At 73.3% G+C, this 21,476-nt stretch carries 17 protein-coding genes; 12 read left to right on the forward strand and 5 right to left on the reverse strand.

The window, feature by feature from the left end; all coding sequences use genetic code 11:
- Positions 1-11: 11 nt before the first annotated feature.
- The gene (locus tag ACO229_RS22260) at positions 12-1,049 is read right to left on the reverse strand and encodes a sensor histidine kinase (RefSeq protein ID WP_423462830.1); all 1,038 of its coding nucleotides are present in this window, start codon (positions 1,047-1,049) and stop codon (positions 12-14) included.
- On the reverse strand, positions 1,046-1,822 hold the full coding sequence (locus ACO229_RS22265; protein ID WP_423462831.1) for a response regulator: 777 nt from the start codon (positions 1,820-1,822) through the stop codon (positions 1,046-1,048). Before ACO229_RS22265 ends, ACO229_RS22260 begins: the two co-directional genes overlap by 4 nt.
- A 187-nt stretch (positions 1,823-2,009) precedes the next feature.
- Here ACO229_RS22265 and ACO229_RS22270 point away from each other — a divergent pair, with 187 nt between their 5' ends.
- The 4 genes from ACO229_RS22270 (at position 2,010) to ACO229_RS22285 (ending at position 6,177) form a co-directional block, all read left to right on the forward strand.
- On the forward strand, positions 2,010-2,585 hold the full coding sequence (locus tag ACO229_RS22270) for a SigE family RNA polymerase sigma factor (protein ID WP_397429196.1): 576 nt from the start codon (positions 2,010-2,012) through the stop codon (positions 2,583-2,585).
- Entirely contained in the window at positions 2,582-3,910 is a 1,329-nt protein-coding gene (locus ACO229_RS22275; protein WP_423462832.1) for a hypothetical protein, read from the forward strand. Before ACO229_RS22270 ends, ACO229_RS22275 begins: the two co-directional genes overlap by 4 nt.
- Positions 3,911-4,240: 330 nt before the next feature.
- Complete coding sequence (locus ACO229_RS22280) at positions 4,241-4,810, forward strand: SigE family RNA polymerase sigma factor (RefSeq protein ID WP_423462833.1); 570 nt, start codon at positions 4,241-4,243, stop codon at positions 4,808-4,810.
- Positions 4,807-6,177 (forward strand): hypothetical protein, encoded by a 1,371-nt coding sequence (locus ACO229_RS22285; protein WP_423462834.1) that lies wholly within the window; start codon positions 4,807-4,809, stop codon positions 6,175-6,177. The genes ACO229_RS22280 and ACO229_RS22285 overlap by 4 nt, the downstream gene beginning before the upstream one ends.
- A 120-nt stretch (positions 6,178-6,297) precedes the next feature.
- On the opposite strand, the gene ACO229_RS22290 is transcribed toward ACO229_RS22285, so the two are convergent.
- Positions 6,298-7,476, reverse strand: a complete 1,179-nt coding sequence (locus ACO229_RS22290) for an excalibur calcium-binding domain-containing protein (protein ID WP_423462835.1) — start codon at positions 7,474-7,476, stop codon at positions 6,298-6,300.
- Between the two features lie 143 nt (positions 7,477-7,619).
- On the opposite strand from ACO229_RS22290, the gene ACO229_RS22295 reads away from it, so the two are divergent.
- On the forward strand, positions 7,620-11,387 hold the full coding sequence (locus tag ACO229_RS22295; RefSeq protein WP_423462836.1) for a TM0106 family RecB-like putative nuclease: 3,768 nt from the start codon (positions 7,620-7,622) through the stop codon (positions 11,385-11,387).
- An 18-nt stretch (positions 11,388-11,405) separates the two neighbouring features.
- On the opposite strand, the gene ACO229_RS22300 is transcribed toward ACO229_RS22295, so the two are convergent.
- On the reverse strand, positions 11,406-12,173 hold the full coding sequence (locus tag ACO229_RS22300; RefSeq protein ID WP_397412036.1) for a hypothetical protein: 768 nt from the start codon (positions 12,171-12,173) through the stop codon (positions 11,406-11,408).
- A 201-nt stretch (positions 12,174-12,374) separates the two neighbouring features.
- Positions 12,375-12,578, reverse strand: coding sequence for a cold-shock protein (locus tag ACO229_RS22305; RefSeq protein WP_020017413.1), 204 nt, complete (start codon positions 12,576-12,578; stop codon positions 12,375-12,377).
- A 379-nt stretch (positions 12,579-12,957) separates the two neighbouring features.
- Here ACO229_RS22305 and ACO229_RS22310 point away from each other — a divergent pair, with 379 nt between their 5' ends.
- The 7 genes from ACO229_RS22310 (at position 12,958) to ACO229_RS22340 (ending at position 21,471) form a co-directional block, all read left to right on the forward strand.
- Positions 12,958-14,241 carry an ABC transporter substrate-binding protein gene (locus ACO229_RS22310; RefSeq protein ID WP_423462837.1) on the forward strand — a complete coding sequence of 428 codons (1,284 nt, stop codon included), beginning with the start codon at positions 12,958-12,960 and terminating at the stop codon, positions 14,239-14,241.
- A gap of 369 nt (positions 14,242-14,610) precedes the next feature.
- Positions 14,611-16,020: a branched-chain amino acid ABC transporter permease gene (locus ACO229_RS22315; protein ID WP_397412031.1), complete on the forward strand. Its 1,410-nt coding sequence runs from the start codon at positions 14,611-14,613 to the stop codon at positions 16,018-16,020.
- Between the two features lie 13 nt (positions 16,021-16,033).
- A complete protein-coding gene (locus tag ACO229_RS22320; RefSeq protein WP_423462838.1) occupies positions 16,034-17,020 on the forward strand; it encodes a branched-chain amino acid ABC transporter permease in 987 nt (328 codons plus the stop codon).
- 142 nt (positions 17,021-17,162) lie between these two features.
- Positions 17,163-18,098: an ABC transporter ATP-binding protein gene (locus ACO229_RS22325; RefSeq protein WP_423465333.1), complete on the forward strand. Its 936-nt coding sequence runs from the start codon at positions 17,163-17,165 to the stop codon at positions 18,096-18,098.
- On the forward strand, positions 18,095-18,877 hold the full coding sequence (locus tag ACO229_RS22330) for an ABC transporter ATP-binding protein (RefSeq protein ID WP_397429186.1): 783 nt from the start codon (positions 18,095-18,097) through the stop codon (positions 18,875-18,877). The genes ACO229_RS22325 and ACO229_RS22330 overlap by 4 nt, the downstream gene beginning before the upstream one ends.
- An 80-nt stretch (positions 18,878-18,957) precedes the next feature.
- Positions 18,958-20,082 (forward strand): threonine aldolase family protein, encoded by a 1,125-nt coding sequence (locus ACO229_RS22335; RefSeq protein ID WP_423462839.1) that lies wholly within the window; start codon positions 18,958-18,960, stop codon positions 20,080-20,082.
- Positions 20,083-20,166: 84 nt separating this feature from the next.
- A complete protein-coding gene (locus tag ACO229_RS22340; RefSeq protein ID WP_423462840.1) occupies positions 20,167-21,471 on the forward strand; it encodes a glycoside hydrolase family 3 N-terminal domain-containing protein in 1,305 nt (434 codons plus the stop codon).
- The last annotated feature ends 5 nt before the right edge of the window (positions 21,472-21,476 follow it).

Raw genomic sequence — 21,476 nt, forward strand, 5'->3', positions numbered from 1 at the left:
CCTCTTGGTGGCTAGGTCGGGAGGGTGAGGGTGAAGCGGCAGCCCGTCGGGGTGTTGGCGACCGTCGCGGTCCCTGCATGGGCCTCGGCCACGCCGCGCACGATGGACAGGCCGAGGCCCGCCCCGCTCCCGGGCGTGTCCGCGCGATCGGGCGTCCGCGCGCCCGTGCCGCGCCACCCGGCCTCGAACACGCGGTCGAGGTCCGCCTCCGGGATGCCGCCGCACTCGTCCTCGACGGCGATCGCCACCGCGTCGCCCGGTGTCCCGTCGGCGGCGCGGACGTCCACCCGGGACACCGTCACGCGCACCGTGCCACCCGGGCCCGTGTGCCGGACGGCGTTCACGAGGAGGTTCTCCAGCGCACGCCCGACGTCCCGGGCGTCGAGCGCCGTGACCACGGGTTCGGCGACGTCCCAGGCGAGGACGACGCCGCCCGCGTCGGCGAGCGGCTGGGCGGCGGCCACCGCGTCGGAGGCGAGGTCGGCCACGGCCACCGGCTCCCGGTGCGGCGACGTCGCCGGGGACTGGAGACGGGACAGCGCCAGGAGGTCGTCGACCATCGTGGTCATGCGCCGGTTCTCGGCGAGGATCCGGGACACGTGCTCGTCCGCCGGCCCGACGCCGTCCTCCAGCGCCTCCGCCAGCGCGCGCACCGCGGCCAGCGGCGTGCGCAGGTCGTGCGACACCCACGCGACCAGCTCGCGGCGGCGCAGCTCGACCTCCCGGTCCCGCTCGCGCGCTGCCCGCTCGGCGGCGACGGCGGTCGTCACGGAGCGGATCCGCGCCATCACCACCAGCCCGACGGCGAGCGCCACCGGCACGGTGGCGACCAGCAGCAGGAGGACGGTCGTCGAGTCGGCGGCCGACAGGAACATCGCCCGCGCGCTGACGTAGACGCCCGTCGCCACGGACGCGACCACCACGAGCGGGGCGAGGGTCGCGGCGAGCGCGACCCGGCGCCGCGCCAGGGCGAACAGGGCGACGGCGCCCGCGGCGCCCACCACCGCGGCGACGAGGCCGGACAGGACGATGCCGGCGAGGTCGTTCACGCTCCGTCCCCGGCCGTGCTGTCACCCACCGTGCTGTCACCCACCGTGCGCCGGACGATCGTCCCGCTGCCGGGCGGCGCCGCAGCCCCCGTGCGACCCGGTGCCGCGTCCCACCGGTAGCCGACGCCGAACACCGTCACCAGCCGTCTCGGCCGCGACGGGTCGGTCTCGACCTTCTCGCGCAGCCGCCGCACGTGCACCGTGACGGTCGAACGGTCGCCGTGCTCCCAGCCCCAGACGCCGCGCAGCAGGGCCTCGCGGTCGTACACCTCGCCCGGGTGCGCGAGGAACCAGCGCAGCAGGTCGAACTCCCGGGAGGTGAGCGGCACGTCGGCGCCCGCCCGGGTGACGCGGTGGGCCGCGGGGTCGAGCCGGAGGTCGCCGTCCTGCAGGATGCCCGCCGGGGTGGTCCCCGCGCGGCGGAGCAGCGACTGCACCCGGAGCACGAGCTCGCGGGGGCTGAAGGGCTTGACCACGTAGTCGTCGGCGCCGGTCTCCAGGCCGAGCACGCGGTCCTCCTCCTCGCCGCGGGCGGTGAGCATCAGCACCGGCAGCTCCGGGCGGGCGAGCCGCAGCCGGCGGCAGACCTCCAGGCCGTCGACGCCGGGCAGCATGAGGTCGAGCACCACGACGTCGGGCGGGTGTGCCGCGGCCGCCGCCAGCGCCGCGGGGCCGTCGGCGGCGTGCTCGGCGTCCACCCCGGCACGTTCCAGGTAGGCGACGACCACCTGGGCGACGGTGGCGTCGTCGTCGATCACGAGTGCTCGGGCCACGCCTCAGGGTACGGCCCGCCGGGCCGGCCGGGCGGGCGTGGGCCGGGACCGTCAGCGGCACGTAAGAACCCGGTGGCGGGAAGCGGAACCCCGGCGGTACCCGGCTGCGTCTATGGTGCATGACGCAGACGACGCGGCGCGCGGGGCGCCGCCTACCAGCGCCGGGGGACACCGGGCGGTGTCGCGGATGAGCGAGGTGGCGGTGGGGCGGGAGACGCAGCTGAGGAGCGGCGAGATCGCCGTCATCCGGAGCGGGGTGGACCCCGTCGCCGACTTCACGGCGTTCGCCCAGACCAGCACACCGGCCCTGTACCGGATCGCCTACCTGCTGTGCGGGGACCCGCACCGCGCACAGGACCTGGTGCAGCTCGCGCTGGAGCGCACGTTCAAGGCGTGGGGCAAGGTGGGCGACGGCGACCCGTTCGCCTACGCCCGCCGGGTGCTGGCGACGGCCCGCATCGACACGTGGCGGCGGACCCGCCGTGAGGTGCTCACGGACGACCCGGGCAGCAACCTCGGGGAGCGCAGCACCCCGGCGTCCGACGTCGAGCTGGCCGAGCGGGACCGCCTGGTCCGCGCGCTCATGGCGCTGTCGGTCAAGCAGCGCCGCGTCGTGGTGCTGCGCTACCTCCTGGACCGGTCGGAGTCCGACACCGCCGCCGAGCTCGGGATCTCCGCGGGCACCGTCAAGTCCACGGCCTCACGCGCCCTGGCGCGCCTGCGCGCGCTGGTGGCCACCGACGGGGAAGGGAGCCGACCGTGAACGTCCACGACATCAACGCCAAGCGGGACGCGGCGATGCTCGCCGGGCTGCGTGCCGCGAGCACCACCATCGAGCCGCCGCGGTCGCTGGATCCCACGACCATGGCGGTGCGCGCGGTGCGTCACGTGCGCCGCCGGCGCGTCCTGACCGCCGTCACGGCAGGGGCCGCAGCGCTCGCGGTGCTGGGCGCGGGGATCGGCGTGGCCGGTTCCGTCCTCGCGGACCGGCAGGAGCCCGTGCCCGGCACGGACCGGACGACGGCGCGGCCGACCCCGGCGAGCGCGCCGCCGTCGCGCGGGTCGGGGCAGTCCGCGAGCCCGAGCGCCGTACCGGTGCCCGAACCCACCCGGTACCTGCGGACCGGCGGCGGGGAGCTGCCCGTGCTGCCGGGTGTGGAGCGCGGCGTCGTCGAGGGGGACGGTGCCGCCCCGTACATCCTGGGCGGTCTCTGGTACGAGGTGCCCGCGGGCGGCTGGTACGCGGTGGGCGACGTCAACGCGGGCGGCGTGGCGGGCTTCCTCGCTCCGGAGGACCCGCGGGCGAACGGTTCGCTCGACATGAGCATCGACGACGTCGACGCGGCCCTCGAGCTACGGAACGTGACCGACGTGGCGGGCTGGACCGTGCCGGCGCGGGACTCCGGGGCCACCACCCTCGACATCGAGGGGGCGGACCTCGTCGTCATCGAGCGGCACGCGCGGGAGGGCGCGGTGGCACCCGCGACCATCCGGATCCGCAGCGGGACCGAGGGCTGGATCATCGAGACCCGGTTCCCGGCGGGCGCGGAGGGCGACACGATGCTGCGCAACTTCGTCGGCAACCTCTGGCTGGAGGAGGCGGGCGAGCCGGACTGGTACGCGCCCGCCTACGAGCACCCGACCCTCGAACCGCTGGAGCACGGCATCCCCGCAGGCTGGCAGCGGACCGAGCACAACGGCCTGACGTTCGGGGTGCCGGAGGGCTGGACGGCGGAACCGACGGAGGGCGAGTTCTCGCCGGGCGTGGAGTGGACCGCGACGACGGCGCGCGAGGGCGTCCCCGGCGAACGCGTCTACGTCCAGGGCGGCAAGCCCGGCGGGAACTGGTGGACCCGGACCATGGACGCGCCCGAGTCCCAGGTGATCGACGTCCCCGGGGCGGACTACGCCGAGGTGCAGCCGACGCTCTACAACGCGGCAGGGGAGCCCGAGACCTACTCGGTGAGCATCTACGTGCACCAGGCCGACCGCGGGGAGAACCTGTTCCTCGTCGCGGACTTCGACGGCAGCGAGCAGGGCTGGCGCGACCTGCACACCTTCCTGGGGACGCTGGACTTCCGCCGCTGACAAAAGAGTCGAAACTCGATGGAACCTTCGCCGTAGCCGGGCCGTGTTCCGTTCGTGACAGTCACGAGTCCGCGCGTCCTCGCGCCAGAACCCCGGGCCCAGCGGCCCGTGGTGCTGCGCGTCGTACGTGCCGACTCCAGCTCTGCGGACGACCTGGAGACCGTGACCACCGAGCAGAACACCCCAGACTCCCCATCCACCACGACACCCCCCGTCCTCTCCGGTGCCCGGTCCGCCACGGCGGATCCCGGGGCTGCTCCCGCCACCCGGCCGCTCACGGTGGTCCGAGGTGGGGCGGGCGAGGCCGATGATGACGTAACCTCGCTGCCCGTGCGGACAGATCGGCCCCGGGCCACTCACGCGCGCAGGACCGCGGCCGTCTCGAAGAACGACGAGTTCACCGCGTTCATGCGAGAGGCCAAGGATTCCCTCCACCGGATGGCGTTCCTCCTCAGCGGTGACGCGCACCGCGCCGAGGAGCTCACCCAGCAGACGTTCGAGCGGTGCTACCGCCACTGGCACAAGGCCCGGGAGGGCGACCCGCTGGTCTACGCCCGGCGTGTGCTGGCCAACCTGCGCATCGACACCTGGCGCCGCACCCGGCGCGAGATCCTGACCGGTCCCGACGAGCTCCCGCAGGACGACGTCGTCGCCCCGCGGGCCGCCACGCGGACACCCACCCGCACGGTGGACGACCGGGACGCCGTCGTGCGCGCGCTCCTGCGGCTGCCGCTGAAGCAGCGCCGCGTCGTCGTGCTGCGCCACCTGCTGGACCTGTCGGAGTCCGAGGTCTCGACGGAGCTCGGGATCCCGCTCGGCACCGTCAAGTCCACGGCCTCGCGCGGCCTCGCCCACCTGCGCGCGATCCTCGACATCGACGCCCTGGGCGGGATCCGATGACCACGAACCACACCGACGACGACTTCGTCGCGCGGCTCCGCGACTCGGCCCACGCGGCGGTGCCCGCGTCGACGCTCGACCTCGACAGCGTGCTGCGGACGAGCCGGCGCAAGCACACCGCGCGCCGTGCCGGCGTCACGGTGGCCTCCACGCTGGCGCTCGCGACGGTCGGGGCCGGGGCGGCCGGGGCGCTGCCGGGGATCCCGGGCCTGTGGAGCAGCACGCCGGTCGAGGTGTCGCCGAGCGCCGTACCGCCCTCGATCCTCGAGGACGGCGAGGTGGACGTCGAGCCGCCGGCGCCGTCGCCCACGGACCTGCCCTCGCCGCAGCCGGAGGCCGAGCTCGCCTACCTCGCACCGGGTGTGCGCACGGTGGCCGAGCCTGCGACGTACCGCGTCGACGCCGACACCGTGGTGCTCGACCTCGGGCTGCCCGCCGGGGGCGGCGACCGCTACCTGGCCGTGGTGACCCTGGCGAAGATCGACGGGCGGCACAGCGCGACCGACCTGGAGCTCGTCGCGGGCGGGGAGACCGCCCTGCAGAACCTCCGCGAGGGCAACCTCGGCGGCACGCTGCTGTGGCGCGGCGTCACGTCCGACGCGATGGTCCTGCCCGCGGGCGGCGGTCCGGCGCTCGTGTTCGGCTTCTCCTCCGCGGCGACGGAGGGCGCGCAGCACCTGGTCTTCGACGACCCGCTGACCGATGGTGCCGCGGGCGCGCAGGGGGCGCCCGCGTCACCGGGTGCCGGGACGTCCGCGGATGCCGGGACCGGCTCTGCCGCCCCGGCGGCGGGTTCGTCGCTCCCGGTCACGCCGTTCGACGTGCTCGGCGACGGCAGCGTGTGGATGCGCGTGCTGCAGGTGGACCGCGAGACGGCGGAGCCGCGCGGCTTCGTCTACGCGAAGGAGGGCACCTGGAGCGCCTCCTGGTGCCGGACCACGTCGCCGGAGTGCGCGGTGATCCATGACGTCGCCGGGCACACGGTGACCACGCCGAAGGCTGCGGCGCCCGCGCCCATGGTCGCGGAGCTCGCCCCGATGCTGGTCGAGGACGCGGAGGCGAACGAGGTCCCCGCGATGGAGTCCTGCGTCGCGCAGCGCACGGGCACGGCCTGGACGGCGCCGCCGGAGCTCTCCGGCAAGTCGTTCTGGCGGGCGCCCGAGGGTGTCGATGCCGCCGTGTGGCGGCTGTGCCTCATCGACCTGAGCGAGGCGCTGCAGCTCGCGTCGACCGGCGAGGTGCAGCCCGACGGCGAGGTGTCGCCGAGCCCGGCGCGCCCCACCCCGACACCGTCCGAGACGCCCGAGGAGGAGGACTCCGATCCTCTGGGCCTCGGGGCACTCCTGGAGGGACTCTTCGGGGGATGAAGACTTCCCGGTCCACGTCTCGTCTGGGGAGATGGCGTGGGCCGGGAACACACGAGCGGGCCGAGGCAGAGTCTGGGGATCTGCCTCGGCCCGCTCCTTTTCGCGTGCGGTCTGCCCGGTCTACTCGCCGTCCTCGCAGGCGATGCCGTTGCCGTTCCCGTCCAGGTGCGGCAGATACCCCGGCTGCCCGGCCGGGAGCGGTGCGGCGCCCGCGGCGCGGACTGCGTCGCAGTTCCAGTAGAAGACGGTGCCGGGGTTGTTGCCGTTCCCGTTGTTCCCGTCGTCCCCCCAGTCCTCCTCCTGCTGCTCCTGCTCTTCCTGCTGCTGTTGCTGCTCCTGCTGCTCGAGCGCCTTCTCCCGCTCCTCGAGCTTCGCCTCGCGCTCACCGAGGGCCTGCTCGCGGGCCGCGACGTCGTCGCGCTGCTTGTCGATCTGGGCCCGCTGCATGTCGATCTCGGCCTGCTGCTCGTCGATCCCCGACTGCGCGGTCTGTGCGTCGGCGATGGCCTGGTTGGCGTCGGCCTGCTGGCCTGCCGTGACCACCACGCCGATGATCACGCCGAGGGCGAGACCGGCCACGGCGACGGCAACCATGAGACCGGCACCCGGGCCGCGCGACCCCGGCTGCCGTCCGGACCGGCCCGGCCGGGGCCCCGGGGGCACGGCCGCGACGGGGAGGGGGCCGCGCGGGTCGTGGTGGTTCGCGTCGTCGATGCTCAGCGGGCCGGGGCCGGACGAGGGCGCCGGGGCGGGCGGCGTCGGCCCCTTGCCGCCGAGGTTCTTCAGGGCCGCGAGCACCCCGGTGGTGGGACCCGAGCGCGGTGCCCCGGGCGGCGGCGGGGGCGGTGCCGTGCCGGGCTGCGGGGGATAGACCGGCTGCGGGCCGGAGCCCGGCCGGGGCGGACCGGGCGGACCGGGCGCAGGAGGTGCGCTGATGGGCGCCATGGTGATGGTCGATCCCAGGGCGTCGGCGGGGGCCGGTGCGGGGGACCCCGCCGCTCCGGGCGACGGGGCCGGGCCGGGTGTGCGGGGTGCGGGCGGCGCGTCGATCACCTGGATCGCGACGGTCCTCGTGTCGGCGCCGCTGTCGGGGCCGGCGCCGCTCGGAGCCGGGACCGGGGGTGCCGGGGGTGCGGGGGGCGTGGCGGCGCGGTCGGCACCGTCCGGCCGGGGAGTGTCCACCCAGTAGTTCCAGCCGGGCGGGGCCGGCGGCCACGAGGGGTCCGGAGCCCAGGCGGAGTCGGGTCGGAATCCCGGGGGCACCTGCCAACCCGGAGGCGGGTTGAAGCGCACGGGCATGGTTGCTCCTTCTGTACGGTCGGCCCCACTATCGGCCATCCGAGCGGGTCGGCGCTAGAACGGGGGTCGAACCGGACATATCTACCGCCTGTGCGCCCGACAGTAGCGTGCTCGTGTCAGTGGTCACTGGTAGACCTGGGTCCATGTTCCTCCTGGAGCGTGACGACGCAGGCACCCTGGTGCACTCGGCGAGCGATCTCGTGACCGCCGGCGAGTGCGAGTTCCGCCTGCTGCGACGGCTCGACGAGCTGCTCGGCAGGAGCCCGCGCAGACCGCGGGAGGAGGACGCGATGCTCGCCCGCACCGCGGCCCTCGGCGAGCAGCACGAGCGACGCGTCCTGGACGCGCACCTGCGCGCCCACGGCCCGGCCACGGCGGGGCGGCCGGGCGGTGTGCTGGAGATCGCCCCGGCGCGGCGCATGTCCCGCGACGAGCTGACCGACGCGCACGCCCGCACGCTGGCTGCCCTGGAACAGGGGGCCGACGTCGTCTACCAGGCCTCGTTCTTCGACGGCCGGTTCCACGGCCGGGCCGACTTCCTGCTGCGGGACCCGCTCGCGGGCCGGCTCCGGTACGCCGTGCACGACTCCAAGCTCGCGCGCCGCACGAAGGTCCGCGCCCTGCTCCAGCTCGCCGCGTACGCGGACCAGCTCATGGCGGCGCGGATCGACCCCACCGACCAGGTGCACCTCGTCCTCGGCACGGGGGAGACGACGTCGCACCGGCTCGCCGACCTGCTGCCGGTCTTCCGGCGGCGGCGCGCCCGGCTGCTCGACGTCCTGGACGCCCACGTGGCCGACGACGCCCCGGTGCGCTGGGGCGACGACCGGTACCTGGCCTGCGGCCGGCTGCGCGACTGCCCGGACTGCGCGGACGCCGTGGCCCAGGAACGCGACGTGCTGCTGGTCGGCGGGGTGTACGGGGCGCAGCGGGTGCGGCTGGCAGCGGCCGGCATCTCGACGATCGACGCGCTCGCGACGGCCGAGGAGCCACCCGACGGCATGGCCGCCGCCCGCTTCGAGGGCCTGCGCGCGCAGGCTCGCCTCCAGCTCGGGCTGGACGACGGCGACGGGTCGGTGGCGCTCGACCACCTGCCCGACGGCGTGGACCCCGACGGCCCCGACGGGCGCCTCCGCTGGCAGCTCGTCGCGACCGAGGCCATCGACCGCCTGCCCCCGCCGAGCCCGGGGGACGTGTTCTTCGACTTCGAGGGCGACCCGCTGTGGGAGGCCCCGCGGCTGCCGGGCGACGACCAGGCGCCGGCCATGGGGCTCGACTACCTCTTCGGCTGGGTCGAGCGGCCCGGCCCGGGCGACGGCACCCCGCCGTTCCACGGGCTCTGGGCCGACGATCTGGCGGGGGAGCGCGACGCCCTCGTCCGCTTCGTGGACTACCTCACCCGGCGCCGGGAGATGTACCCCGACCTGCACGTCTACCACTACGCCGCCTACGAGAAGACGCACCTGCTCTCGATCGCGGCCCGGCACGGGGTGTACGAGGACGAGGTGGACCAGCTGCTGCGCGACGGCGTGCTGGTGGACCTCTACGCGGTGGTGCGGTCCAGCCTGCGCATCTCGAACCGGTCCAAGTCGATCAAGAAGCTCGAACCCCTCTACATGCAGGACGACCCGGCGCGCGAGGGAGTCACGAGCGCCACCGCGTCGGTCACGGAGTACGCCGAGTACGCGGAGCTCGCGGCCGCCGGCGACGAGCGGGCGGCGGGGCTGCGGCAGCGGATCCTGGACTACAACGAGTACGACTGCCGCTCGACGCTCCGGCTGCTGGACTGGTTGCGGTGGGCGCGGGACTCGGTCGGCGGAACCTCGCCCGTCCCGCCCGTGCGCGCCTACGCGCTGCCGGACGCCGGCCCGGACGACACGGCATCCGCCTCGGGTGCGCCCGCCGAGCCGGACGACGCCGCGTCCGAGCGGGCGGCGACCCGCCGGGAGACCCGCGAACGCCGGCTGGCGCTGGGGGCGGAGATCGCCGCCCGGGTGGGGGAGAACCGCGGGGTGCGATCGCTCGAGGTGCAGGCGCTCGCCCTGCTCGGTGCGGCCGTCGGCTACTACCAGCGGGAGGAGAAGCCGTTCTGGCAGGAGCACTACGCGCGGCTGGAGCTCCCGCTGGACGAGTGGCCCGGGCGCAGGTCGACGTTCCACGTGGAACGTTCGACCGTGCTCCGGGACTGGGACGTGGTGGGCCGCGACCGGCTGGCGTCACGGGAGGTCGAGCTGGTGGGGCGCATGCTCGACGGTTCCCGCGTCGACGGATCCGACCTCGGTGCGGGCGACGGGGTGCACGTGCTCTACGACCAGCCGGTGCCGCCGGTCGCCCTGCCCCGGGGTGCTCAGGAGCTGACGGCGCGGGCCGTCCGGGGTGAGCACTCCGGTGGGGTGATCCTGGAGATCCGAGAGTGCGTGGACGACGACCTGCCGCGCGGCTACGACGTGGTGGTGCTGCGGGAGCGCCTCTCCGGTGGCGCGGAACCGCACGACCAGCCTCCCGTCGCGCTCGCACCGCAGCCGGGACCCGCGCACGACGCGCAGGAACAGGCGGTCGAGGACGCCGCTCGCGCAGCCCTCGCGGCGTGGGACGCCGACCGCACCCTGCCCGACGGTGCGGCCGTCGACCTGCTCAGCCGCCGCCCGCCCCGCATGGCCGACGGCGGTGGTCTGCCCGGCCTCGGGCCGGGGGACGGACCCGCCGTGGAGGCCGCGGTGCTCGCCGCCGTCGAGCGCCTCGACCGGTCCTACCTCGCGGTGCAGGGTCCGCCCGGTACCGGCAAGACCCATGTCGGCTCGCACGTCGTGGCCAGGCTGGTGGGCGCGGGGTGGCGGGTGGGGGTCGTCGCCCAGTCGCACGCCGCCGTCGAGAACATGCTGCGCGCGGTGGTCCACAAGGCGGGGGTGCCCGCCGACCAGGTGGCGAAGAAGCAGCGGGCCAAGGGTGCGGAGAGCGATGCCGCCCAGGCCTGGCAGGAGGTCAACGGCGAGAAGCTGGCGGAGTTCGCCGCCAACAGCTCCGGCGGCTGCGTGGTGGGCGGTACCGCCTGGGACTTCGCGCACGGGCGCTGGCCCGCCGAGGGGCTCGACCTGCTGGTCGTGGACGAGGCGGGACAGTTCTCGCTGGCCGACACCATCGCCGTCGGGCGGGCCGCGCAGCGCCTGCTGCTGCTGGGCGACCCGCAGCAGCTGCCGCAGGTGAGCCAGGGGCGGCACCCCGAGCCGGTCGACGAGTCGGCGCTCGCGTGGCTCGCCGCCGGCAGCTCCGTGCTGCCCGACGGGCTCGGGTACCTGCTGCCCGAGTCGTGGCGGATGCACCCCGAGGTCTGCGCCGCCGTGTCGCAGCTCGCCTACGCCGGCCGGCTCGCCGCCCATCCCGTCACCACCACCCGGTCGCTGGCCGGGGTGGCGCCCGGCGTGGTGCACGTGCCGGTCGCTCACGAGGGGCGCTCCACGTCCTCCCCCGCGGAGGCGGAGGAGGTGGTGCGCCAGGTCCAGGAGGTGCTGGGACGCGCGTGGGTCGCCGGCACCGGGTGCGAGCCCCGGCCGCTCGGCCAGGACGACGTCGTGGTGGTCGCCGCGTACAACGCGCAGGTCCACCTGGTGCGCCAGGCCCTGCGTGCGGCGGGGCTCGGCGGGGTGCCCGTGGGCACCGTCGACATGTTCCAGGGCCGGGAGGCCGCGGTGGCCATCCTGACGCTGGCCGCCTCGGCGCCCGAGAACGTCTCCCGGGGGATGGGCTTCCTGCTGTCCCGCAACCGGATCAACGTGGCGGTGTCCCGGGCGCAGTGGCGAGCCGTGGTGATCTCGTCACCACGGCTCACCGACTACCTGCCGGGCGACCTGGAGGCGGACGGTGTCCGACGCCTCCTGGAGCTGGGCGGGTTCCTCCGCCTCATCGGCGGCTGAGCAGCCCGGGGGACGGCGTCAGAACTCGCCGCCGCCGAAGTCGCCCCCACCGAAGTCCCCGCCGCCGAAGTCTCCGCCGCCGCCGAACATGTCACCGAAGAACCCGCCGCCCGCGTCCCCGCCGGCGTCGGCGCCCGCATCGGCCCCGGAGGCCTCGACCGGCTCGGCGCCGGCCTCAGCACCCGGGTCGCCGCCCTCGGCACCTGCCTCCTCGGCGCCTCCGGCCTCGCCGCCCTCCTCGCCACCGGCGAAGTCCTGGGACGGGTCGCCGAACGAGCTGCCGAACATCATGTCGGCCACCGCCGAGCCGATGACCATGCCGCCGATGGTGCCGAGCATGCTCGCACCGAGCATGGAGCCGAAGCCGGGGCCCCGGCTCTGACCGAAGTTCCGCTCCAGCGTCCCGGGGTTGCGCATCTCCGCGCGGGTGGCCATCCGGGCCAGGTCGCGCGGGTCGTCCGACGTCGCGCGCTCGCTCGGCGGCACGCTCTCGCTGAGCTGGGCCAGCACCTGGCTGCGCTGCTCGGGCGTGAGCTGCGCGAACGCCTCGGCGTGCGCCTCCTCGACCCGGTCCGGCGGCGCCGTCTTGAGCAGGTAGCGGTAGCGCTCGATCGCCACCTCGTCCTCGCTGCGGCCGGTGCTCGCGGCGGAGCCGTAGGCCGGTGCGGTGCCGTACGCGGGGGCCGGCGTCTGCCGGTACTGCTGCTGCGGCGTGCCGCCGCCCTGGTACATACCGGGAATCTGGTCGCGCGGCTCGCGGCCGAGCAGTCGGTCGAGGAAGCCCATGATCTCGTCCTTCGTAGGTGGCTCGTGGGAGACGGTCCACGAGAGGAACGCCCGGCCCCGGCCCGTGGTTCCAGGGCGTCGTGGGAACCGGAGAGAGCACGAAGGCCCGGCCACCTCGAAAGGCGACCGGGCCGACGTCGTGCGACCGGTGCCGGGCTCCGGGAGGAGCTCAGCGCGCGGGCCGCGAAGACTCTGTGGGAATCAGAGCGGGCGGATGTTCTCCGCCTGCAGGCCCTTGGGGCCCTGCTTCACGTCGAACTCGACGCGCTGGTTCTCCTCGAGCGAGCGGTAGCCGCTCGACTGGATGGCGCTGAAGTGGGCGAACACGTCCTGCCCACCGTCCTCGGGCGCAATGAACCCGAAGCCCTTCTCGGCGTTGAACCACTTGACGGTTCCGAATGCCATGTACTGCTCCTTGCAAGATGCGACGACCCCGACCGTCGGGATCGCTGTAATCACGGTGTCGTCGTCATCTCTTGAAGAAGAACGATCGAGGCACTGCAACGGCGACAACTCTACCCGCCGGGCGCGCAACTCGCCCGCGTCGGGCGCTCGGGCATTCCCTGAACGCATTCGAGGACTGTGATTGTGCCGATCACGACCCGATTCACGCCCGATTTCATCCGGATTCATGGGCGCTGCATGCCCGGGTAACATCCTCGTAACGATCGGGGGTGTGTGACGAACTAGTCACACCAACGTCACACAAGGTGGCTACGTTCATCGCCACGACGAGGCAAGTCGCCACGTCAGGTTCACTCCCGCTCGAAGGGGACCAGCAGAAATGATTCGACGCTCCACGGCGGCTCGCGGACTCGCGGTCGCGGCAGTCCTCAGCGTGGGCCTCGCGGCCTGCGCCACCACGTCCGACGGCGGAGAGGGCGAGGGCTCGGGCTCGTCCGACCCGCTGAAGATCGGCACCCTGCTCCCGCTCACCGGCAACCTGGCCTACCTGGGCCCGCCCGAGGTCGCGGGTGTCGGCCTGGCTGTCGCCGACATCAACGAGGCCGGTGGCGTGCTCGGCAACGACGTCGAGATCGCCAGCGCCGACTCTGGTGACGGTGACAACCTCAACGTCTCGACCAACTCGGTCACCGACCTGCTGGGTCAGGACGTCAGCGCGATCATCGGTGCCGCGTCGTCGACCGTGACCCTCAACGTGGTGGACTCGGTCACCGAGGCCGGCGTGCTCCAGGTGTCGCCCGCCAACACGTCGACCACCCTGTCGGGCTACTCCCCGCTGTTCGCGCGTACCGCTCCGCCGGACACCGTCCAGGGTCAGGCGCTCGGCTCGCTCATGCTCGAGGACGGCCACCAGAAGGTCGCCTTCCTGACGATGCAGGACGACTACGCGACCGGCCTGCGCGACAACGTGCAGAAGGCGGTCGAGGCCGGCGGCGGCGAGGTCGTCTACGGCGGCACCGGCGACGGCACGGAGTTCGCCCAGGCCGAGACCAACTTCGCGAACGTGGTCTCGGACGCGCTGGCGGCCAAGCCCGACGCCATCGCCATCTTCGCCTTCGAGGAGACCAAGGCGGCCATCGCCGAGCTGGTCACCCAGGACTGGGAGTTCGCCGGCAAGACGTACCTGTGCGACGGCAACACCGCCGACTACTCCAAGGACTTCGACCCGGGCACGCTCGAGGGCGTCAAGGGCACCATCCCCGGCGCCGACGCCCCGGAGGACTTCAAGGAGCGTCTGAACGAGTGGTACCAGGAGGACGCCGGCGAGGAGCTGTCCGACTACGCCTACGCCCCTGAGTCCTACGACGCCGCCATCCTGGTCGCGCTCGCCGCCGTCCGCGGCGAGGGCACCGACGGCCAGACCCTCGCGGACAACATCCGCGCGGTCTCCGGCTCGGAGGAGGGTGCCACCGAGGTCTCCACGTTCGAGGAGGGCGTCGAGGCGCTCGAGGCGGGCGACGAGATCAGCTACACGGGCGTCGCCGGCATCGGCCCGCTCAACGAGGACAACGACCCGTCGTCCGCGTTCATCGGTGTCTACGAGTACGACGACACCAACAAGAACATCTGGACCAAGGTCGTCGAGGGCTCCGTCCAGGGCTGATCGACAGCTCGCTGAGCACCGCACCGCGACCAGGCCCGGTCACCCCTTCGGGTGGCCGGGCCTGATCGTTGCCGAACTGCGATCAAGAGCGGGTGCGAACCGGACAACGCGCCTCTTGCCAGCCGTCGGACACCCGTGGGGCAGCGGGTCCGCAACGACGCGGATCGTTTCGATCGCCCCCTATACAGCCGCCGAAACCGTGTGTCACACGGCACGTGTAATCCACGACACACGGTGCGGCTACACTCTCGGCACGCTGATGCCATCAGTTTGATGCAGGCCTGGTTAAGCAGGGCTAAATCTTCGTGGCGTCGTGCGGCACCGAGACCTCGGGGCACCACCCACCAGAACCGACGGAGGACCCGGCAGATGACAGCCGACCGACCGAACCTCGCGACGGCCGCGCGCAGGGTCGTGGCCACGCTCGCGGCAGCGGCCTTCCCGGCCCTGCTCGCCGCGGCGCCCGCCATGGCAGCCACGGCGCCCGTCGCGACAGACTGCACATCCGACAGCACCACAGCCTGCGTCGCGGCCGTCGTGATGGACGAGGAGCGCAACTTCGTCCCCGACGTCACCGTCACGATCACGGGCGACGACTTCGAGGCCGAGGTCGCCACGACCGCGGACGGCCCCGTGTCCGTGGAGGTGCCGACCGTCGGGATCTACACGATCGCGCTCGACGAGGCGTCGCTGCCCGACGGGCTGTTCCCCGACCCGCCCCAGGTCGAGGTGACGGCACAGACGGGCTCCACGGCGCGCGGCGCGATCACGCTCGGCGACCAGCCCGTCGACGCGTCGCCGTCGGCCGAGCCGGGCGAGAGCGCGGGCGGCGGCGCCGAGACGCCTGCCGCGGGCGAGGCGGGATCCGAGGAGGCGACCTCCGGCGGCTTCTCCCTGGCGAACGCCTGGCAGAAGTTCGGGCTCGGCATCCGCCTCGGTCTCCTGCTCGCCCTCGCGTCGGTGGGCATCAGCCTGATCTACGGCACCACCGGCCTGTCGACCTTCGCGCACGGCGAGCAGTTCACGCTCGGCGCGGTGTTCGCCTTCATCGGGATCAACATGTGGGGCCTGTCCTTCTGGCCCGCGGCGATCCTCGCGGTCGTCATCTGCACCGCCACCGGGTTCCTGCAGGACGTCGTCCTGTGGAAGCCGCTGCGCCAACGCGGCACACCGCTGACACAGCTGATGATCATCACCATCGGTCTCTCGCTGACCCTCCAGTACACGATCCAGCTCATGATCGGCAACGGGTCCGAGCGCATCCTCAGCACCAACCCGACGTCGATGACGATCGCCGGCATCACGCTCTCGACGTGGTCCTGGGCCTCGATGGGCGTGGCCGTCATCGCCATCCTGTTCATCGGCTGGTTCCTGACCCGCACCCGCATCGGCCGGGCCACGCGCGCCGTGTCGGACAACCCGGCCCTCGCCTCGGCCACCGGCATCAACCCGGACAAGATCATCCGCATCGTCTGGACCATGTCCACCGGCTTCGCCGGCCTGGCCGGACTGATGTACGGCCTGTCCGTGGGCACCTTCGGCTGGAACACCGGCATGCAGATGCTGCTGCTGATGTTCGCGGCCGTGACCCTGGGTGGCCTCGGCACGGCGTACGGCGCACTGGCCGGCTCGATGGTCATCGGCATCGTCGTCGAGATGTCGCCGCTCATCCCCGGCATGCCGAACGACCTCCGCTATGCCACGGCGCTCGCGATCCTGATCCTCGTCCTGCTGCTGCGGCCCCAGGGCCTGCTCGGCCGGCGCGAGCGGATCGGCTGAAAGGACAACCACCATGGAAGAACTGAGCCGAATCCTCACGCAAGCGGCCGGCGAGCTGATCGCGCCGACCACCGCTGCCTACGTCCTGGCCGCCATCGGCCTCAACCTGCACTTCGGGTACACGGGCCTGCTCAACATGGGCCAGGCCGGCTTCATGCTGCTCGGTGCCTACGGCTTCGCGATCACGACGATCGCGGGGGCGCCCTTCTGGCTGGCCCTCCTCGTCGCGCTGGTCGCGAGCATCCTGTTCGCCCTGATCCTGGGTATGCCCACGCTGAAGCTGCGGGGTGACTACCTGGCGATCGTCACCATCGCGGCCGCCGAGATCGTGCGCATGCTCGGTCGCTCCAGCGGCCTCGCCGAGTGGACGGGCGGTCAGGCGGGTCTGCGCGGCAACGAGTTCAAGGACACGTTCGCCGCGCTCTCGCCCCTCCCGGACGGGCGCACCACCATCGGCCCGTTCGAGTACCTCAACAACGGGTCGGACTCCTGGTGGGTGCGGATCGTCGGGTGGTCGCTGGTCGCGCTCGCCCTCCTGTTCGTCTGGCTGCTCACCCGCAGCCCGTGGGGCCGCCTCCTCAAGGGCGTCCGCGAGGACGAGGACGCCGTGCGCGCCCTCGGCAAGAACGTCTACGCCGTCAAGATGCAGGCCCTGATCCTGGGCGGTGTGCTCGGTTCGCTGGGCGGCATCGTGTACGTGCTGCCCCGCGCCGTGCAGCCCGACGGCATGGCCCGGTCGATGACGTTCTTCGTCTGGACCGTGCTGCTGCTCGGTGGTGCGGCCACCCTGTTCGGGCCCGTGCTCGGCGCGATGATCTTCTGGGCGGTCTTCATGCTGCTGCGTGCCGGCATGCGTGAGGGGCTGGCCGGGACGCTCGCCCCGGACCAGGTGGAGAACATCGGTGGTCTGGTCGTGGGCTTCACCCTGATGCTGCTGGTGATCTTCCGTCCGCAAGGGATATTGGGGAACAAGAAGGAGCTCGCCTTCGATGCCCGATGAGACTCCCCGAGACACGGCTCCTGAGGAGGCCCCTGTGACGTCCGCGGACGCGGCACCCGAGACGGCGCCCCAGACCCCTGCTGAGACGCCCCCTGAGACGACGGAGGTCGACGTGACCGAGGTGACCGAGCCCGAGAGCACCGTGGAGGCGCTGGACGCCGTCGAGCGCAGCGACTCCGCGGCGGCCAAGGCCGCGGAGCACGTGCTGGCCGCCGTCGAGCCGACGGTGGGCGTGAGCAAGCCGGACGCGATCCTGGTCGCCGACGGCGTGCAGCGCCGGTTCGGCGGCATGACCGCCGTCGACGTCGAGCACCTGGAGGTCCAGCGCGGCGTCATCACCGCGCTGATCGGCCCCAACGGTGCGGGCAAGACGACGTTCTTCAACCTGCTCACGGGGTTCGACAAGCCCAACCAGGGCTCGTGGTCCTTCGAGGGCACGTCGCTGGCCGGGATCAGCGCGGCCAAGGTGGCGCGCAACGGCATGGTCCGCACGTTCCAGCTCACTAAGGCGCTGTCCCGCCTCACGGTGCTGCAGAACATGCAGCTCGCCGCGATGGACAACCCCGGCGAGAACCTGTTCGCCTCCCTGGTCAAGCCGCTGTGGTCCGGCACGGAGAAGAAGAACGCCGAGAAGGCGCTCGAGATCCTGTCGCGGTTCAAGCTCGACACCAAGAAGGACGACTTCGCGGGCTCGCTGTCCGGCGGCCAGCGCAAGCTGCTGGAGATGGCCCGGGCCCTCATGACGGACCCGACCATGATCATGCTCGACGAGCCGATGGCCGGCGTGAACCCGGCCCTGGTGCAGTCCCTGCTGGGTCACATCCAGGCGCTGCGCGACGACGGGATGACCGTGCTGTTCGTCGAGCACGACATGCACGCCGTGCGGCACATCTCGGACTGGGTGGTGGTGATGGCCGAGGGTCGCATCGTCGCCGAGGGTCCGCCCGCCGCCGTCATGCAGGACCAGGCGGTGGTGGACGCCTACCTGGGTGCTCACCACGACACCGACCTCGGGGACGACTCGCTGCTCGACCCCGCGGTGCTGGCCCGGCTCGAGGCCGAGGAGGAGAAGCGATGACCGAGACAGCCGCGCCCGCCGCCGCACCCACCGCCGAGAAGCGGGAGGTCCTGCTCAAGGCGACCGACATCGTGGCCGGGTACCTGCCCGGCGTGAACATCCTGAACGGGTGCAACCTCGAGGTCGCCAAGGGCGAGCTCGTCGGCATCATCGGCCCGAACGGCGCCGGCAAGTCGACCCTGCTGAAGTCCCTGTTCGGCCTGGTCACCGTGCGTTCCGGCACCGTGACGCTGGGTGGCGTGGACATCACGAACCAGAAGGCGAACACCCTGGTGTCCCAGGGCGTCGGGTTCGTGCCGCAGAACAACAACGTGTTCCCCTCGCTCACCGTCGAGGAGAACCTGCGCATGGGCGTGTACCTGCGGCCGCAGATGTTCGCCGAGCGGTTCGAGTTCATCACCGACCTGTTCCCGACGCTGGGCGAGCGACGTGCCCAGCGCGCGGGCGCCATGTCGGGCGGTGAGCGCCAGATGGTCGCCATGGCCCGTGCGCTCATGATGAACCCGTCGGTGCTGCTGCTCGACGAGCCGTCGGCCGGCCTGTCACCCGTGCGGCAGGACGAGACGTTCCTGCGGACCCGCATGATCAACAAGGCGGGCGTGTCGGTGGTCATGGTGGAGCAGAACGCCCGGCGCTGCCTGCAGATCTGCGACCGCGGGTACGTGCTCGACCAGGGCAAGGACGCGCACACCGGGACCGGCCGGGAGCTCCAGGCCGACCCCAAGGTGATCTCCCTGTACCTGGGCACCCTCGCGGAGGACGTCGACAAGGCCTCCTGACCTCTGTGCTCTGCCAGACCCTCGGGCCACCCGGTGACCCGAGGGTCTGGCGCGTCTCCGCCGAGAGGGAGAATCGGAGGGTGCTGCAGCTCGCCTCCGACAACTACGCCCCCGTCCACCCCGAGGTCATGGCCGCCGTCGCCGCGGCGAACCACGGGTTCGCCGTCTCGTACGGCGACGACCCCGTCACCGCCCGCCTGGGGGACCGCGCCGCCGAGGTGTTCGGCGACGGCACCCGCATCTTCCCCGTGCTGAACGGCACGGGGGCCAACGTCGTCAGCCTGATGGCCGCCGCCCCACGGTGGGGCGGGGTGATCGCGAGCGACGTCGCGCACGTCCACACCGACGAGAACGGCGCCCCCGAGCGGGTGGGCGGCCTCAAGCTGCTCACCGTGCCCGCCACGCACGGCCGCATCGGGCCCGAGGCCGTGGACCGCTGGACCGGCGACCTCGGAGACGTGCACCGCGCTCAGCCCGCCGTGCTCAGCCTCACGCAGGTCACCGAGCTCGGCACCGTCTACCCGGTGGCCGACCTCAAGCTCCTGGCGGACACCGCCCACGCCGCCGGCCTGCTGGTGCACATGGACGGGTCACGCCTTGCGAACGCCGCGGCCACGCTGGGCGTCTCTCTGCGGGAGATCACCACCGACGTCGGCGTCGACATCCTGTCCCTCGGCGCGGCGAAGAACGGCGGCATGCTCGGCGAGGCGGTGGTCGTGCTGCCGGGCGGCCTCAGGGCCGACGGCGGGACCGGGCCGGCCGACGCCGTCCCCTATCTGCGCAAGGCCACGATGCAGCTCGCGTCGAAGACCCGGTTCGTGTCCGCGCAGCTCCTGGCGCTGCTCGGCGAGCCCGGTACGCCGACGTCGGGCAGCGGTGCGGGGGCGCCGCTCTGGCTGCGCAGCGCCGAGCGCTCCAACGCGATGGCGGCGCGCCTGCGCGCAGGCCTCGAGGCGGCGGGCCTGACGGACGACGGCGGCGCCGCCGGGCGGAGCGGCGTCCGGATCTCCCGGCCGACCGAGGCGAACGTCGTCTTCGCGACCCTGCCGCGCGCCGCGGCGGACCGGCTCCGGGCCGAGGTGCGGTTCTACGACTGGTCCCCGGGCGAGACCCCCGACCGTGTCGAGGTCCGCTGGATGTGCGCCTGGGACACCACGGAGGAAGACGTCGACGCCTTCGTCGCCCTCGTCGCGGCCGCCCTCTGACGTCGCCGCATCGACCGGCAGGCGGCGGGACGGACCTCGCGTCGGATTGCACATCCGAGGCACCGCGGGTCGACACTGGGGGTCATGACTCGTTTTCGCCCGCTCGGCCTGGTCGCCGCAGCGGTCCTCACGGTGGCGGCCCTGGCCGGCGGCTGCGCCGGGCCCACGACGGAGCCCGATCCGACGACCCTGCCCGGGCCCGCTCAGTCGAGCGCGCAGCCGAGCGGTCGGCCGGGCGGCACGTCGCCGTCGCCGTCCAGCACCCCGACGCCCACACCCTCGGCCGGGACGCCCAGCCCCATCCCGACTGCCACCCCGACCGGTGGACCCACGCCGGGCCCGACGACGCAGCCGGGCACCGGCCCCGGGGAGCCGGACCTGTCGCTCGTGGCCGGCTGGACCCTGGAGGAGAAGGTCGGGCAGGTCGTCATGGTGGGCCTGCCGGTCAAGGGACCGTTCGAGCCGACGTTCGACATGGTCCGGGACGACCACATCGGCGGCGTCTTCCTGCACGGCCGCACCAAGGCGGGGCGTCAGCCGGTGAAGAACCTGGTGGACGCCGCCGTCGACGCCGCCGCGGGGGAGCGGGAGCCGCTGTTCGTGGCGACCGACCAGGAGGGCGGCGCCGTCCAGGTGCTGCGCGGCACGGGGTTCAGCGACATCCCGAGCGCCGTCGACCAGGCGACGCTGGACCCCGCGGACCTGCGCGCCCGGTCCAGGGTCTGGGGTCAGGAGCTCGCCGCGGCGGGCGTCAACCTCAACCTGGCGCCCGTGCTGGACCTCGTGCCGCAGGACTCCGCGCAGAGCAACCCGCCGATCGGCGTCTTCGGGCGCAACTACGGGTACACGGCCGAGTCCGTGATCGTGCACGGCAACGCGTTCGCGCAGGGGCAGCGGGACGCGGGCGTGCAGACCTCGATCAAGCACTTCCCGGGGCTGGGCCGGGTCACCGCCAACACGGACACCACGGCGGGCGTGACCGACACGGTGACCGGACCGGACGCGCCCTCGGTGGACGTGTTCGACGCGGGCATCGCGGCGGGGTCCGGGCTGGTCATGATGTCGTCGGCCGTCTACACGCGCATCGACCCCGACGCGCCCGCCGTGTTCAGCCCGGCGGCGGTCGGGCTGGTCCGGGAGCTCGGCTTCGACGGCGTCATCATCACCGACGACCTGTCCGCGGCCGTGCAGGTCACCGGGGTGCCCGCGGGCGAGCGTGCGGTGCGCGCCGTCGACGCGGGCGTGGACCTGGTGCTCGCGTCGGCGAAGCCGTCGGTCGCGGCGTCCATGGTGGATGCGCTGGTGGCGAGGGCGCAGGACGACCCCGCGTTCGCTGCGAAGGTCGACGCCGCGGCAGCCCGGGTGGTCGCGGCGAAGTCGGGGCTCTGACCGGT

The organism is Promicromonospora sp. MS192 (genome assembly GCF_049532985.1).
In the GTDB taxonomy this organism is placed as follows: Bacteria; Actinomycetota; Actinomycetes; order Actinomycetales; family Cellulomonadaceae; genus Promicromonospora.

Coding starts and splice junctions, on each gene's coding strand:
- ACO229_RS22270 (WP_397429196.1), top strand. CDS start 2,010: ATGAGCGAGGTGGCGGTGGGGCGGGAGACGCAGCTGAGGAGCGGCGAG.
- ACO229_RS22285 (WP_423462834.1), top strand. CDS start 4,807: ATGACCACGAACCACACCGACGACGACTTCGTCGCGCGGCTCCGCGAC.
- ACO229_RS22290 (WP_423462835.1), bottom strand. CDS start 7,476: ATGCCCGTGCGCTTCAACCCGCCTCCGGGTTGGCAGGTGCCCCCGGGA.
- ACO229_RS22295 (WP_423462836.1), top strand. CDS start 7,620: ATGTTCCTCCTGGAGCGTGACGACGCAGGCACCCTGGTGCACTCGGCG.
- ACO229_RS22300 (WP_397412036.1), bottom strand. CDS start 12,173: ATGGGCTTCCTCGACCGACTGCTCGGCCGCGAGCCGCGCGACCAGATT.
- ACO229_RS22305 (WP_020017413.1), bottom strand. CDS start 12,578: ATGGCATTCGGAACCGTCAAGTGGTTCAACGCCGAGAAGGGCTTCGGG.
- ACO229_RS22310 (WP_423462837.1), top strand. CDS start 12,958: ATGATTCGACGCTCCACGGCGGCTCGCGGACTCGCGGTCGCGGCAGTC.
- ACO229_RS22315 (WP_397412031.1), top strand. CDS start 14,611: ATGACAGCCGACCGACCGAACCTCGCGACGGCCGCGCGCAGGGTCGTG.
- ACO229_RS22320 (WP_423462838.1), top strand. CDS start 16,034: ATGGAAGAACTGAGCCGAATCCTCACGCAAGCGGCCGGCGAGCTGATC.
- ACO229_RS22330 (WP_397429186.1), top strand. CDS start 18,095: ATGACCGAGACAGCCGCGCCCGCCGCCGCACCCACCGCCGAGAAGCGG.
- ACO229_RS22340 (WP_423462840.1), top strand. CDS start 20,167: ATGACTCGTTTTCGCCCGCTCGGCCTGGTCGCCGCAGCGGTCCTCACG.